The organism is Desulfovibrio simplex (assembly GCF_055387835.1).
The window spans coordinates 60,473-76,267 of the sequence record NZ_AP042377.1 but is presented as its reverse complement, the minus strand read 5'-3'; the positions used below and the strand labels follow the sequence as shown (position 1 = coordinate 76,267).

11 protein-coding genes and 1 tRNA gene are annotated in these 15,795 nt (G+C 46.9%); 6 read left to right on the top strand and 6 right to left on the bottom strand.

Translation table 11 applies throughout. From position 1 onward, the window contains the following. Nucleotides 1–30 precede the first annotated feature (30 nt). The 5 genes from ACZ5DH_RS00345 to ACZ5DH_RS00325 all read left to right on the top strand — a co-directional run bounded on the left by ACZ5DH_RS00345 (nt 31) and on the right by ACZ5DH_RS00325 (nt 6,052). Nucleotides 31–124: transfer RNA gene (locus tag ACZ5DH_RS00345), tRNA-Ser, on the top strand. Nucleotides 125–315: 191 nt separating this feature from the next. Then, nucleotides 316–1,641, top strand: a complete 1,326-nt coding sequence (locus ACZ5DH_RS00340) for a tyrosine-type recombinase/integrase (RefSeq protein ID WP_464255198.1) — start codon at nt 316–318, stop codon at nt 1,639–1,641. 80 nt (nt 1,642–1,721) lie between these two features. Further along, on the top strand, nt 1,722–4,061 hold the full coding sequence (locus ACZ5DH_RS00335; RefSeq protein WP_464255197.1) for an McrB family protein: 2,340 nt from the start codon (nt 1,722–1,724) through the stop codon (nt 4,059–4,061). Then, the gene (locus ACZ5DH_RS00330) at nt 4,030–5,607 is read left to right on the top strand and encodes a DUF2357 domain-containing protein (RefSeq protein WP_464255196.1); all 1,578 of its coding nucleotides are present in this window, start codon (nt 4,030–4,032) and stop codon (nt 5,605–5,607) included. The genes ACZ5DH_RS00335 and ACZ5DH_RS00330 overlap by 32 nt, the downstream gene beginning before the upstream one ends. Before the next feature lie 223 nt (nt 5,608–5,830). Beyond that, complete coding sequence (locus tag ACZ5DH_RS00325; RefSeq protein ID WP_464255195.1) at nt 5,831–6,052, top strand: helix-turn-helix transcriptional regulator; 222 nt, start codon at nt 5,831–5,833, stop codon at nt 6,050–6,052. Nucleotides 6,053–6,228: 176 nt separating this feature from the next. Here the strand turns inward: ACZ5DH_RS00325 and ACZ5DH_RS00320 are convergent, their stop codons facing one another. Genes ACZ5DH_RS00320 through ACZ5DH_RS00300 form a run of 5 tightly spaced genes read right to left on the bottom strand, consistent with a single transcriptional unit; the run spans nt 6,229 to nt 15,008 of the window. Continuing rightward, nucleotides 6,229–8,301: an AIPR family protein gene (locus tag ACZ5DH_RS00320; RefSeq protein ID WP_464255194.1), complete on the bottom strand. Its 2,073-nt coding sequence runs from the start codon at nt 8,299–8,301 to the stop codon at nt 6,229–6,231. 1 nt (nt 8,302) lies between these two features. Then, on the bottom strand, nt 8,303–9,271 hold the full coding sequence (locus tag ACZ5DH_RS00315; RefSeq protein ID WP_464255193.1) for a PD-(D/E)XK motif protein: 969 nt from the start codon (nt 9,269–9,271) through the stop codon (nt 8,303–8,305). Then, nucleotides 9,264–11,921, bottom strand: coding sequence for a Z1 domain-containing protein (locus ACZ5DH_RS00310; RefSeq protein ID WP_464255192.1), 2,658 nt, complete (start codon nt 11,919–11,921; stop codon nt 9,264–9,266). The genes ACZ5DH_RS00315 and ACZ5DH_RS00310 overlap by 8 nt, the downstream gene beginning before the upstream one ends. After that, the gene (locus ACZ5DH_RS00305; RefSeq protein ID WP_464255191.1) at nt 11,914–13,395 is read right to left on the bottom strand and encodes an ATP-binding protein; all 1,482 of its coding nucleotides are present in this window, start codon (nt 13,393–13,395) and stop codon (nt 11,914–11,916) included. The genes ACZ5DH_RS00310 and ACZ5DH_RS00305 overlap by 8 nt, the downstream gene beginning before the upstream one ends. Before the next feature lie 56 nt (nt 13,396–13,451). Next, nucleotides 13,452–15,008 carry a DNA cytosine methyltransferase gene (locus ACZ5DH_RS00300; RefSeq protein WP_464255190.1) on the bottom strand — a complete coding sequence of 519 codons (1,557 nt, stop codon included), beginning with the start codon at nt 15,006–15,008 and terminating at the stop codon, nt 13,452–13,454. Between the two features lie 38 nt (nt 15,009–15,046). Here ACZ5DH_RS00300 and ACZ5DH_RS00295 point away from each other — a divergent pair, with 38 nt between their 5' ends. Continuing rightward, on the top strand, nt 15,047–15,505 hold the full coding sequence (locus ACZ5DH_RS00295; protein WP_464255189.1) for a very short patch repair endonuclease: 459 nt from the start codon (nt 15,047–15,049) through the stop codon (nt 15,503–15,505). On the opposite strand, the gene ACZ5DH_RS00290 is transcribed toward ACZ5DH_RS00295, so the two are convergent. Further along, entirely contained in the window at nt 15,460–15,777 is a 318-nt protein-coding gene (locus ACZ5DH_RS00290) for a helix-turn-helix domain-containing protein (RefSeq protein WP_464255188.1), read from the bottom strand. The two genes, ACZ5DH_RS00295 and ACZ5DH_RS00290, sit on opposite strands and share 46 nt — an antisense overlap. Nucleotides 15,778–15,795: the final 18 nt, after the last annotated feature.

Genomic DNA, 15,795 nt, shown 5'->3' with positions numbered 1-15,795 from the left:
TCCGGTCACGGGCGCAATGCCCTGACCTGCGGAGAGGTAGCGAAGCTGGCCGTAACGCGCTCGACTCGAAATCGAGTTGTCCCTTAACCGGGGCACGTGGGTTCGAATCCCACCCTCTCCGCCATTTTTATGTTTTTTACAGTCCAATAAAGTCCGGAAAGCAAGCAATAAAGCGGATTTCCGGACTTTCTCTTTCCAGCGACATCCAGCGAATATATACACAATCCATCTTCTGCGGGTATATAACCGGGGTAGATAAAAACTTGCAAAAGTTTTATATACCCAAGGAAAGAAACCCTGAAAAAAGGATGGAATATGAAGACGATAACGCCATCTACCCGAAGATCTACCCCGAATGTCTCACACACATTTTTAACCAATCTGAAGGCGACTGGCGAGGTGCAAAGAGTGCCGGTTGGCGAGTCGCTTTACCTCCAGATCTCCGCCAAAGGCAAAAAGACCTGGTACCTCAGATACGACACCCTGACTCCTGACGGAAAGCGCAAACAGAATATTGTCAGCCTGGGACAATTTCCCAAAATGGGGATCAAAGAAGCCAGAGCCGAGGCTGAAGCACGAAGAGATCTGTCGAAAGAAGAAAACGCGAACCTGGTCCAGGTGCGCAAAGAAGAACTCATCAGAAAAGCCCAAGCCAGCGTCGTCCACACCTTTCAAAATGTGGCCGAGTCCTGGCTCGATTTAAAAATGGCGGAATGGGAAGGAAGGTCGGGCAAACAAAACCGGGGACGCCTTGCCGCCAACGTCTATCCCGTCATTGGCGATCTATCGATTGACAAAATTACGGTCAATGACATCGAGCACGCACTGAAACACGTTATTTCACGAGGCTCGCTTGAAGTTGCCCGGCGTGTGCATACTTTGATCGTCAGCGTTTTCAAATACGCTCTGGCTAAAGGCTTAATCCAGAATCCGGATATCATCGTCAGGCTGAGCTGGTACAAAGAGCAAATGCCCAAACGGAAGAAAAAGAGCCTGTACTCCGAGGAGCTCGGGCCAGAAGATGTTGGCCAGTTGCTGCGAAGCATAGAGGAACACAGAACGCGCTGGACCATTCCCGTTGCCACGGCCATGCAACTGGCCCCCTACTGCGCGGTGCGCCCCTCCGAACTTCTTGAGGCGAAATGGAGCGAATTCAACCTTGATGCCGCAGAATGGGTTATCCCGGCTGAGCGCATGAAAAAGGGCCTGCCTCATCTTGTGCCGCTGCCGCGCCAGGCTGTTGCACTCTTCAAAAAGATGTACGCGTTTTCCGGCCAACAAGAACTGGTGTTTCCGTCCACCTCTTCCAAAGGTAAGGGCAAAGCCGTCAGTTCCATGGCCCTGATTCAGGCTTTTAGGAAAATGGGCTATACTACGGAGAACGGGAACAGATTTGTGACGCACGCATTCCGTGGCCTGTTCTCCACCACGGCTTACAACATCCTCGGCGCATCATCCCTGGATGTGGAACTGCAGCTCGCCCACGTCGAGCAAAACAAAGTCAAGGCCGCCTACCACAAAACGAGTCTGCGCACTGCCCTGGATGAACGGCGGGCCCTGCTCCAACAGTATGCGGATTATCTGGATGAGTTGAGGGCGAAGGCACAAAAAGAACAAGAGCTGATGGATGGTGCCTTGTGATTTCTATCTGAGAAAGCTAAACTATAACTACATATAAATTTAGTTTTATTACTCGAGGCAACAATTGGAATGGAGGCAATATGCCAGACAATACACTAACACCGGAGAGCCTCTACCCGCTACTGGAAGAGTTCCTCGCACAAGTACAATCGGGTAGTCAGGAAACAAAAAAATACAAGCAACTTAAAATTGCTGGTTTTGAAGTCGGCGCCGGTTTTGGCATGGGCAGCCCCGCGCGCATCCCTTGGTTTGGTTTTTTTGCCAAGGGGCAAACGGCACACCGTGGTATATATCCAGTTTGTCTTTACTATAAATATCATGATTTACTTATTGTTTCATACGCCGTAAGTGAAAGGAACAAGGCGACTATTCAATGGGGAGCCAAAGTAACAAAGAAACCAAACGTATGTGACGAATTACAACGCCGGGGAATTGCTTCCGAGTATAAGCAGCACAAAAATTCTACGGGGGTCATGTATGGTGATTCATTTGTGAAGGCATGCTTCGATAACGCTTCAAAAATTTCAGGCATAAATGATGCATCATTTAAAGAAATCTTTTTAAATTTATCTGAAGTGTTTGACGACTATACAGAAACATTAAAAAATTTGACTATCAAAACTGAATCACAACAAATCCTTGTCTCGCCCCCCACCCGTAGCCATAATATTCTGCCAATAGATACATCCCGACTTGATTCCATGAAAAGTATCTTTTTAAAGGTATTTAGTGGGTTTAAAGAATTTTCATCTTGCGAAAAGTATATTGATGATGAAAGAAAATACAAAAATGAATTAAAATCCATATTCGATGAAGAGCTGCTTCCACTACTCAAAGGCTTGGACGAATCAAGTGCGGCTCTCATTCCCTCTGCAATCGATAAAGTATTGCGGGCGAGGCTAAAAACGACAGGGACAAATCAAAATATAATCCATTGGTTGACTTGGGATCATCTACGAAAGCTAAACAGCGAAAACTCAAGAATCATAGGAACACTGTACCGTAATTTGTTGAATGAGGCAGTGCCGCTACAACAACGCCTTGATGAATTTGAAGAAGAGTATGTGCGCATTGTCGATGAGCAAGTCCCTGCTCCGAAAGGGAAACGTTCATGGTCAGGCATTTTACGTCCTTTAGTTAGCTTTATTCTAGCTTTTGCCTTCCCCGAAAAATATATTTTTGTCAGGACGCAAGTTTTTGAACGCGCAAGTACTCAACTGCTGGGAACAAACATTTGCGCTGATTACACTGCCCACAAAAGCACCCTTGGGCGTGAATACCTCCAAATAATGAAAATGTCTCAATCAGTTCATAATGCCCTTGCTGAATGGAAGCCACGAGACTTTATTGATATTCAATCTTTTTTTTGGGTTGGCACTCAAAAAACGTCACAGAATGAAGCTACCCTGCAACCTCCTGAATATATACATGACGTTGAACAGAGCGCCGTTGAGAAACTTAATCCGATTTCTCCCATCCCTTACGAAGAACCGGATTTGCAGGACATCGAGAATTACATCAAAAATGCTGGTATGGTTCTGCACGACAGGACTTTACGACGTTATCATCTATCCTTGAAAACCAGGAAGTTTGTCATCTTGGCCGGTGTAAGTGGCACCGGGAAAACGTGGTTTGCGGAATTATACGCCCAAGCGACCAACTCGCAGTATCATATTGCTCAGGTCGCTCCCAACTGGACAAGCAATGAAGATCTTTTGGGATACCATAATCCTTTGTCCAATACATTTTGTCCAACAGAGTTCACCTCATTTTTACAAAAAGCGTGTGATGCGCAAAGGGCTGCAGACGAAGCTGGCCTAGCCGCACAGCCTTATCACCTAATTCTTGATGAAATGAATTTGGCGCGTGTTGAGCATTACTTTGCTCGTTTTTTGTCGGCAATGGAACTCAGCCAGCGAGGTGCAATCCCCCAGCTTAATCTCGGGCCTGGAAAAACGCTTTTTCTTCCACAGAATTTACGATTTATCGGAACAGTCAATGTGGATGAAACAACACATAGCTTTGCGGACAAAGTTTTTGATCGTGCACAACTCATTGAGCTGCCCTTGGAGTACGAACAAATTGCCGCGCATATCGCGGGGAAACCGTTTGCAGATGTGCTGATGTCTATTTGGGATGCGGTTCATCACGTTGCCCCATTTGCATACCGAGTGCTAGATGATTTCACCGACTACATCGCCTCGGCGGAACAGATCGGTGTTTCGTGGACAACCGCGCTGGATGAAATGGTCGTACAAAAAGTGCTGCCACGCCTCAAAGGTAATGACTCGCGTCTGGATACCGTTTTTGCGGAGCTTGAAGATATTGCTCGCCAAAATGAGCTAAATTTGGTGTTAGACAAAATTGCCTATATGCGGACATGTTACCATGAACATGGATTCACCTCCTTCTTCCAATAACTCCATCTGTGAGTTTAAGCTCTTTGCTCGGGATGGAAGCCATCTTGAGCAGCCTCTGGAGTGGACTCCGTGTATCCTTGAAGTTACTGGGCTTGATGAATGGTATAAGTACGAACTATATTTGCAAGGAATCAGTCTGGAGTTAAGCCAAACCCGTAAACATGGGAATATGGGGATTTTCGCCGACTTGCCCCGATGCGGCTTGGGGCAATATCGCCTCGAACTACGACGCGAGCAAAAAAGTATCCATCACGCTACTTTTGAGGTGCAGCCTCTTAAGCTGACAAAAGAATCATTTCACCAGTTACTTGATGATATTCAATTCAACCTGCCATACGGCATCGTTTTTTCCCTGCAAAAACTCGGTGGTCTGGTGGGTATTCATGTCGAGCCTTGGCGTGAATCATTGCGTGAGCGGGAGCTCATTCTCCTTCGAAGAGCAGTTTATGGAACTGCCGGGGGGAAGGTGGGGTTGCTTGCTTTGCTTGCGGCCTTAGCTCAAAAGCCACAACGTTGGCTTAGGGATGAACAGCCGTGGGTAAAAGCATACGCCGCACGTCATCCGTATGCTGGAGGTCTGGTTCAGGCTCTGAATCGGGCAGGCAACCTGGAAAACGGACTCCCTTTGGCTTTGCCAGATAGGCGAGCAAATTCAACTGTGGATACATATGAAAATCGCATTGTGCTATTCCTGCACGATCTTGTGAAAAAGCGGTTGCATCGCCTTAAGCGAGTAGGTAAACCTGACTGGCAAAAAGAAATTGCAGCTATGACCGCAAAACTAGCGAATGCAAGGCGTAACGCGAGTTTTTTAGATCACGTCACCGCGCTCAAAGAACCTCCAAGCCGGGTCAGCATGCTTCAATTGAAAATTCCAGTGTACCGAGCGGTGCTGGAAACTTTACTTGAGCTATTGCGCATCATATCAGTTCAGTTGGATCACCCCTCTATGGACCACCCTTTGGAAGAGTTGCCCACACTGTACCAGTATTGGGGAACCTTACAGGTCCTTCAGGCGATACTGTCCGTCGGGGAACAGCGTGGTTTTGTTGTTGAATCACAAAGACTTTTACGGCGAGACATGTCTGGACTTATTTTTAGCGTATTCCCACAAGGAAGAGCCGCTTTAGTTTTACGACATCCCACAACGGGTAAGCGCATAAGCTTATACCCGGAACAAAGCTTTGGTAGGTCTTCCACAACAGGGTTTTACAGCCTCTCATATCAAAAGAGACCAGACATCTGCATTGTATGCGAAGCTCCTGAGACGCCCCCTCAGCTTTTATTGTTTGATCCCAAGTATAAATTGATATCTGAAGAAAAGTGGACGTCTAACGATAGCCGCCCACTTCGAGAGGATATTGATAAAATGCATACATATCGAGATGCGATACGCCACCAAGAAACTGAAAAACCAGTATTTTTTGCCGGGATTATCTATCCTGGTAAAACAGAGCACTTTGGTGATGGTCTTAGCGCGATTGGCTGTATTCCTGGCTGTTCAGGACCGGAAGACATCCAGGAAGTGCTTGAGCGTTTTTTATAATCCCAGAGAACGAATACTTTTGCATTTTTCTTAAAAAATCTGGCAATGTGTGAACTCTGAAAAACTTTCAATAAACCCTGTCAACACTTTTTTTGTCCACAGGGTAAAACTCTGTGCAATACAGTGCTTTTACATACTACGCTTTTTTGAAGCCAATGTAGTCCGCTAAAAAACTCATGATACGCTTCCTGTAATAGTCAAAGACCATTCAGGAGGTGTAACTATGACTACCATGAACACAGTCCCGACAGTCGGCTTTCTTCGACTCCCTCAAATCTTGCAACTCGTCCCCATCAGCAAAAGCGCCTGGTGGGAAGGCTGCAAAACTGGCCGCTTCCCCAAACCCGTCAAACTCGGCCCGCGTACTACCGCTTGGAAGGCGGAAGACATAGCGGAGTTGGTGAACATGCTAGGAAAGCAAGAAAAAACAAGCGATAAAGTGTAAGCATAAACAACAAAGCACAGGGATGACAGCCTGCACTGTGTCCCTGTGCTTTGTTGTTGCATTGTGTTGCCTTCAAAAATACAAAATCATAATAATACCTTTTGCGTTTATTGCAAATGCAATGTCATCTACTAAGCATTGTTCACTGTCTTATCTTATAGTTGCACTAAAATTCTCTACCCAATAGTAATCCCCTCGCACTTTGCCTTCTCAAGTATTTCTACCAAAATACGGCATTGCTTTTCGGAAGGTATTTTTGAAGGAATTTGTATCGCAACAGCAAGAATTCCATGTTCTTTCTCCGAAAGAAGCTTTTTTGCAGACAGCTCGCTCATGATGCGCTGCCAGTGTCGTGCTGGGATGCCTACTACCAGCTTTTGTGCTGCTATTCCATCATCTACAAATTGTGTTTTTACGGCATCCCGATTCTGTTCTTTTTCCTCTTCTCTGGAGACAAGCAGGCTCCAGAAACTTTCCGACTGTCTTGCTTCAAGGGTCGAAATGTCATCTTTCAGAGTACTCCAACAGATATCTTTCTTGAACCACTCCGAGTCTCGGGGAAGGTTATCCGAGGGCTGGGTTATGTGGTCATTGATAAAGGAAGCACACGCAGCGATTGCTTCACGCAAGGCACTCGGAACATCCTGTTGATTCCAGACCGATGCAAACGGAATGACCCTTTTGCGCCGGTTGGCCAGTTCTCCCAAGCAGGCAAGACTGTAATAAACAATATAGGAGCGTAGACTTCCGCCTGGCCTGTACCAGGGTTGGGCCGAAACAATGCGTTCTGTTTCACGAAATATTATGGCTCTGGCTACAATGCGTTTGAAGTACTGCTCATTGAAATCCTCTGGCGATACATCCCATGTTTTCCCGATTCTGGTAGCATATTGAGCAAAGTTTTTTTGGCGTCCCTTGCTCACATGCTTGGGGTGCTCATCCCAGACATTTTCATATTTTGCCAAATCTTCCTTGGTAAATAGCTGATTCTTGGGGAAGATGGCTTTGAATTTTCGCTGTTCGGCAAGAGTAAGCTTGCTTTGCGCTTCTGCGTATTGCCCACGCGCTCTTTCATAGAACCACCTGGTTTCTCTCTGGGCTCCGGAATGAGCCGGAGCCAATACCCGGCGTGAAAATTCTTCCATTCTGAGGTGGAATGGGGAATTGGAGAAGAAGTCTGCTGCTTTGACAGGGTTTTGCGTGTTGGCATATTCGGAAATTTTTGGGACGATTTCTTCGCTTTTTTCCGGATCAATAACTGACAGTTTCATCTGGACAAAGACCTGATCCAGAGATGCCTTGTCTTTTCTTTGCGTATGAAAAAGAGATGCCGTTGTCTGACCACCGTTCACGATCTGGAGGTCTCGTATCCTGGTTATGACAAGGCTTTCTCTTCCCTGATCGACATCAACCTCTTGAGCGGTTGCTGTTATCCCGTTGTTATAAGCAAAAAACATGGTGGGCGAGTTGAGAATGGTTTCGCGAATGCCCTTGTTTACGTTACCCCGCGCCTGAAGGAATGTTCTGACGTTTTGCTCCAATAAACGGCTGTCATAGTCCCCATACAGTTTTGCAAGAACATTTCCCGGCAAGGCAGCAAGGTAGGAACGGTAGTTGTCCGCTTGCAGGTCTACGCGAAGGCACGGGAGGCCATGGCCAAACATTTGCAGAAAATCGAGGTCCAGAGGTTCCTTGCGACCGCGAGCACTGTATTGTCGGTAAAGGCGTGCCATGTCCCATACATGGTAAAAAATTGGTTTGTCGCAGACGACTTCAGACTCAAGCTCTTTTACTCGTTCACTGAGGGCTCGTTCGGATAACAAAAACAGATTAATTTTTCTGAGACTGCCCAATCGGTCTTCAATCTGTCTGGCTAAAGAATACTCTGGCGAAGTAACTTCCAGCTCTTGCCAAAGTCGCTTTTTGCCACTTGATTCGAAAAAATTGACAAGGCGGCGGAAAATGGCCGTTATATCTGTCTGGGTCAGGGAAAGTAGCTCCTTCCTCGATTCATAGTCGGCAATAAAAAGAGACAGAGCTCCTTCCTCGTCAAACCAGTAGCCATCGACGCGCATCCCTCGTGGGGCCCGATAGTGGCAAAATTCAACGTCTTCAACAAAGCCGGTTTCAGCCAGATCCTTGACGAAAAAATCGACAAACTCTTGCAAATGGAAGTTGTTGTTGGCGGCTCCACCAGCAAGAATTTCCTGTCTGAATTCATGAAAAAAGTCCTGTAGAGACATTTCCATACTAGAGCGCCTCCAGGAGCGTTTCAAAGGCACAGGAAAACGGTTCTATTTTTTCCAACTCAAGCTGGTATGATACTGATCTGACTCCGGCAGGTAGCATGGAGCGAACTACCTTGGGGAAGTCTTTTTCGACAAGGTAGGCCTTCTTGTTAGTTGTTATCAATTTTGGGGTTTCATATTCGTGATGGGGGGCATACCCGTTTGCTGCAAGCTTGCTGTCAAAGCTTTCCAGGCTTTCTCCCTGTAACAGGTCACGAATATGTGTCACAAGCGCATTGAGCGACAAAGCTACATGGTTGTCCCGAGACTCTTGAAGAGTCAGAGTGAGAAGGTAGAGTTTTTCTTCAATAGACTCCAGTTGATCTTCGGAGGAAATCCGTACTGTACTACGATCGGAGCTGGAGAGCGCTTTCACTTCAACGGCCCTTCCTGAATAGATAAAGTCCTGATGTACCCATTCCGGACCTGTCCACGCCATCACTGCTGAGGCAGGATTCAAACCGACCTCAAGCAGCTTGTTCAAAAAGACAAGTTCGGCAAAAAGGCCACGGTATTCCTGAATTGTTAAGAGTCGAGAATTTTGTCCGGACAAAAAGGTTCGCCATCGCTTCAAGTGCTGCATGGCCACAGAAATTGCTACATCCGGACGGTGCACTTCTATGAGGCTATGGAACAGGCTCTTGCACAAAGCATGAAAAAGATCGCAGTCAACTTGCCTGTCGAGAGTTAAGACCAACAATTGACAGTCCGTTGCTGGATCTTGGCGGAGGTCTGTATCCACACCTTTCACGGTAATCTTTTCTTGCACGAAAAGATTGCGGTGATCGCCTGTCAGTGAAATCAAAAAGAGAAGTTTTCCCTGAACATCCTTTCCCCAATAGGCAGGAATTACACTTCCATCAGGAATGAGTCTGACATTATAGTCTCTCTCCGGTGTTGCAATCTCGTCCCACGGTAAGGAGTTACTCATCGAAGTCCTCCTCGTCTTCCGGATTGTCCAATACACCCTGCATGTTCTGAACCCAGACCCTGTTTGCAGCTATCTCAACGGTGCGCGAGTAGTCTCCAAAGGGGAAGCTGATACCGAATGCCGGTACGCGCCGATACGCAACATCCGGAAATTCCAGTATGTGCACCATCAGTAGCGGCTTGCTCCTCACTTCACGATAGTGCACGTCAGACGGTTTGCCACTCATTTTTTGATCTTGCTCATTGTATTCTTGGGCTAGCAAACGCGCTTTCTCTATCTGCTCTGGCGTAAGTCCCAGTTTTTCATCCCCACGGCTGGCAACTCGATTTTTGGCTGTTCGCCATGCCGTTCCTTCCCAAGGTTTTGCTGTACGCTTTTGAGCTCCCAGCTTGTACTGGGCTCCCTCTTCTCCATTATCTTTGAGAGAAACAAAAACTACATCGCCTTTGGGGTGCAGGTCGGAGATCTCATGCAGGTATAACGTTGCGGCAGATTTGGCATCGGCCATGTCTGGATGGGCTTCAAATTTCTCCAGAAAATCTTCGATTACTGCAACATCGACATCCTTGGCCCACCATCCTTTCTCTGTCGGAACAACCTGAGCGGCAAGACCATTTGCCCAAAACTCTTCAATCAAATTTTCGTTTTTGATGTTTGTTCTGTTGTCCGTAGGCAAGATATAACTTTCAACAAGTCTGCCACTCAGGTTTTGTCGAATTTTTATCTTGGCGGCACTTAGCATTTTGTTTGCTGCAGTGATCAAAAGCTTTTCAGGGTGAGTTTCCACGTAAAGGCCAAACTGACGAGGAGTAAGACCATCCCTACGCATCTTCCTTATCTGTTGCCGTAGTTCTTCTGTTTTTTCGGCAATATGCCCATACCAATCTATTGAGTCTGGCGACAAATACACTCGGCACAGATCTTCATAACCGGGCCGATAACCAAACCATCTCCCCATCTGCATCAATGTATCGTACATGCGCGTGTTTCGATACATATAGCTCATCCAAAGTCCTTCCAGAGTCAACCCTCGTGATAGGCTCAAGCCTCCAATGGCCACGGCGGTCAGTCCGTGCCCATCTTTTTCGTATTTCTTGTAATCGAGTACTTCATCGGACTTACTGTTTATAACAAAGAACTTCAAAGTATCGAATGCCGAAAGCAGGTTTGCTTTTACATCATCCCAGTCTAAGCCACATTCTATAAACTCCGAATCATAAGCTTCACGCAATGCCTGCATGTACTTGTTTCTTGATGAGATATCTTCCGGCATTGCATAGTTTGCCTTTACTGCTTCTCTTAGCTTTTTTTCGTAAAGCGCAAGAATATTTTTAACCGTCCGCTGGACGGCAACAAATCTGGACACATTGACTAGCATGGAGCAATGCTTGTTGTTTTGTCCTCGGCAGTTTCTAATAGTTTTGCCAACAATGAATTGGTTGAATGCCTTGTACAGGCTCGGCGGAAGCTCTGTAAACGGGATGTCTTTTTTATGTGTCAGCGGCAGGTAATCTTCACAATCTCGAATCTCGCGCAATATTTTACCGCTGCTTTCGTCTTCAAGGAAAACCTTGTCGGGACCAAAATAGGTGTTGGGAGCATCCAGAGAATAGATAAAATCTTTCGGGAACAGTTCTTCCCGAACATCCTGGTCGTACGCCTCCGGGTTGATAAAAATATTGGCAAAAGGAGTTGCGGTGTATCCTACATAACAGGATTTGGCGAAAAGATTCAAAATTTGACGTAACCACGCGTTTGTTTTTGTTGGATCAAGCTCTGGCTTGTTTGTGTTGATCGAAGCATTGTCCGCCTCGTCGTCGATCATCAACATAGGGACATCGGTTATCTGCCCATTTTTCGAATTCAGCTCTTTCAGCCATTTGTGCAGTGCCTGGAGTGTAGTTACGTTCTTTTTGATCACCAGAACAATGGGCTTGCTGAAGTCATTCAGCTTCCAGCCACTTTTCTCGGCAGTGTTCTTGTTGAAGTCTTCGTTGATGTTGGTAAGCGTGGCCGGGTGGGGGAAATCGGAAGAAAATCTGCCTACGCCAACAATGACTCGGTTGCCAGGGTCGCTGGACCGCCCGATAAACCCTTCGTCCATCCGTTCCTGGGTTTGCTTGCGCAAATTGTTATGGATACCGGCAATAACAATAATAAATTTGTAACCTGCATCGGCAGCTCTGGCCACCAGCCCCATGTAGTTTGCGGTTTTTCCCGACTGGACGTGTCCTATAACTAGGCCCCGGCGGTCCCATGCCCCTTCACTCAAGGGATCTTGCAGATGACCAAGGATGCGTCCGCCAGTATCACTCAGGGCTTGTACGACCTGTGGTGCCCAGCCCTCCTGGCGTAAATATTTTTCATAGGCTTCGGAATATATCCAGGAGATGCTTCTTTTTAGCATCCATTCTTCGTCATGAGGAGTCTCTGTATCTACAATGGAAACGCCCTGTCCCATACGCGAGTCGATTGCCACTAGCGCCTGCTCCACAACGTTTGCAATATCTCCATCAAAACCGGCAAGTTGAGCAAGTATTTTGGCTTTTTCTTCTACCTCCTCCCTTGTGGGGGGAGGCGTTTTGTCTCCAAGAAGAGAGATAAGAGAACTGGCGAGTTGTTTTTCTTTTTCCAATGCCGAATTACTCATAACACCCCTCCCGGATGTACTTTTCAACCAGATCCGTTCTGCCATCCACCAGACGCAAAGACTGGACAACCTCCAGGAACTTTTCTCGCTCCAGTGGATCCGTTCCAAAAAGAGCAAAATGTACTTCCTTCAGCTTGGCCAAGATCTCTTCATCAGACAAAAAACTCGTATCCAGTTTTCTTGGATGCATGGAAAAATCGGAATAGATCATTTCTACAGGGACAGAAGACCCCACTGCTTCCAACAAAACTTCCAATATTCTGTTTTCGGCATCCGAAAATTTTGACTTCAAGGTTGCGATAAGGGCATGATCTCTGTTCAGGGCATAGCGGATAGAGCCGTTTTGTTCTGCGAATCTCTCCCAGATGGGAGCTTTGGTTTCGCTGAACAGCTTTTGTCCTCGCCCACGATGTATTCTTGTGCTGCTTTCGGAAATTTGGGGAAGTATTTGCCTCAAACGCTCACGCACAAGGTATGGCGGCCTTACGGTTGATTTTTTGATATCTATGGTCCAGGCGTCATCCAGAGTGTTGGAAAAATCGATCTGAACTCTGGCCAATTTGGTTGTTTCGCCTTTGGGAATAAGGCGAAACCAATCACCCCATGCCATCAGCCGTCCGTTTCTGTAAACGTAAGCTCCCTGATTGGAGAGAAATTCACTACGGCTTTGGTAGTAAGCTTCTTCACGTGCTGACAGGCGAGAATGATGAGGGAGGATGTAAGCTTGAAGATATACTTCTTCGGCTCCAAGGTGAACGGTTTCCGGGGGAAGAAGTTGTGAACCGCTTTTTCTGCAAAAAGGGTCAAAGCCTTCGACGGGATGCCCGTTGATGCTTAGTGAAAGGCGTTTTCTTCCTCTTATTTCACCATCAAGGAAACGGTGAAATACGAGAGCCAGGTGCTTTTCCAGGATATCGAGCTTTTCATTAACCACTTCATCGTGGTTATCTTTTTGGCTTTCATCAAAAAGTCGATCCAGCTTTCTCCATAACACCAAGGTTCCATTGCTACCCAACTGGCTGATGAAAGGGACATCTGCAATGTCTGTTTCTTCGAGTACGGATATCAGCCAATCGTCAGTTTCTTTGACAAGGTCGAGATCCCATTCGGCACCACACCATTGGCCATCCTGGACACTGACAACAGTAAGTTTGAGACATTGAGAAAAAGAGGCCGTTTTGAGGCCAAGGCCAAACCTGCCAAGGTCCATCTTATTTCTTTTTTGTTCCGGCCCAAGAGCGCCATGTCTCATCGCAACAAGCAACTCCTCTTCGTTCATACCACAACCATTGTCCCAGATAGCAAGAATGGGGATATCCGAGGATATGTCACAGATAATACCCACTCCGGTGGCTTCGGCAGAAATACTGTTGTCCACAATATCTGCTACAGCAGTTTCAAGCGAATACCCGAGATCGCGCAATGACGTCGACATGGAGTGCGCGCTGGGAGGAAGTGGATGCATTCTGGCCATTGGACAACGCTCCGTACTAATTAGAGATTGCCTCTGGAGAGGGGGTGAAGATTATGCTAATAATTTCCTGCTCCATGAGTAAATTTCAATACTGCCCATACCTTTTCAGCTATTTGACGCGCCAGCAACGGGGGGACAGCGTTCCCGACCTGTACGTATTGTGCTGTCCGTGGGCCTTCAAAAAAATAATTGTCGGGGAACGTTTGAAGCCGTGCTGCTTCACGTACCGTCAGACTGCGGCATTGCGTCGGGTCCGGATGGATAAACGAATGTCCGTCTTTGGCCAGATGACTTGTAATGGTTGTCGAGGGCCGAGCTTCCAATTGGGCTTTGAACCTGTCATCAAAATGTCCAGTGTCCCAATTGGCATGCTCCGGAGGCAAACCAGGGAAATCGAAGTCTTTGGCGGCAAGAGGATTTTTACCCTCGGTACGTGCATAGGTCGCCACATATGCATACCGCCGCAAATCGCTTGCCATGTGAGCTCGTGTTTCATGGTTTAGCCAGCCGCCAAGTTCTGTATCCCGCAACCATTCATGTAAAGCGGTTCCACGAACGGGAAGAGGAGCATAATGTCCAGAAATCCATTGCCCACCACGGGAAAGCTCCCTATGTTCAACGTTTTCCGCTGTGAGGTGAAGCAACTGAGCCAGAAAAGTACTCTTGGCTGCACTTGCATGTTGGGACAGATCTTTGCAGGCCTCGACAACAATATTTTTCCACACATCAACAGAGTCCGCTTGGCGTGAAAGTCCACTTCTCAGAGCGGGCATATCCCCTATGGCATCCCAAACCGTAACTGGCTGTGAAGACTGCAACTTGGGCAAAGGAAAGGTAATATCTTCTCGAATTCCCACCAAGATTACCCGGTGTCGAGCTTGTGGCACTCCATATCTTTCGCACTGCACAACGAATTTTTTTAAATCCAGTCCGGATGCATCCATGCCCGGTTCGTAGCACGCGTCTGCAGCCAGAGAATGAATAGTATAGCTGTAGTTTCCTACGCCACGGCCACTCTCTCCAGGGCGTGACAAATCTTCAAGGATACGGTGAATGATATGTTTTTGATCCAGCTGGCAAGAAAGAAGCCCCCGGACGTTTTCCATGACAAATATTGATGGCCGAAATTGTCTGATCACGTTCAAATATTCTTGATATAAATAGTGGCGGGGATCCTTTTCGTTATTTGCTCCAGAGCGGACGCGCCCAACAACGGAGTATGCCTGGCAAGGAGGCCCTCCTATCAAAACCCAATGCTCGTCGTTGGAAATCAATTGGGCAATCCGCTCATAAAGGAGTATGTTGTCTTTGGACTCGCCCAACTCAAGTAAAAGAGCCTCCGAACAGGCCTCGTTCCAGAGGTCCTCATCCGTTGTTGTAACTGGCGAATCGATTAAGCCCTTGTAATATGCGTATAGGGTATCCAGAGGTCTTCCATGCCGTCTTAACAGTCGCGAATAGGCACGAAGCTTCAATGTGCTTTGCGCGAATTTGTCTTTTTCGACAGATACGGCTATTTTAAATGGGTGTGCATCATCAACCCGGAGAGAAGAAAAACCTTCTCCCAAGCCTCCGGGACCTGCAAATAAATCAACTATTTTTATAGGCTGCATCAACCATTTCCTGTCAGTATTTTATACAAAGATAATACATGGATATAGTTTCACCTGCAACACGTTCTCGCATGATGGCCGGAATTCGCTCCTCAAACACCAAGCCGGAGCTTGTTCTCAGGAAGAGTCTCCATGCACGGGGATTTCGCTACAGACTGAAAACAAAAGTATTTGGGTATACTCCTGATGTAGTGCTGGGCAAATATAAAGTAGCAATCTTTGTCCATGGATGTTTTTGGCATAGACATAAAGAATGCAAGTACGCAACAACGCCAAAAACAAACATTCAAAAGTGGAACCTCAAATTTGATGAAAACAAAAAAAGAGACTTACGCATCGAAACAGTATTGCTGGAATCGGGATGGCGTATAGCCATAATCTGGGAGTGCTGGCTTAAAAGAAAAATGGATTTGGACTGGCTTTATGAATGGATCGTCAGTCCTGCAGCAAACTATGTTTCATGGCCCAGCCCAGAAGCATTGCAGGATACAAAATAGTCGAGCAACGACGTGCGGGAATACAAGACTTGTTTGCCATGCTTGATATAAGGCAAATCACCACCCCGACTTCTTTGCGTCTTCAGTGTCGCTGCCGACAACGAGAACAGCTTCTCCACCTCTTTTTCCGTCAAATATTCCTTCCTACATATCCGTTCCATTTCACAGATGGTTTCCACCACTGGGGCAAGAATTTTCTCCAAGGCATCCGCAACGGCCTTTTCAAGGTCGATCTCTTGGCTGTTGATGGTGAGTTGCTTGGGAGCGCCCATGCGAACTCCTCGCTTGGA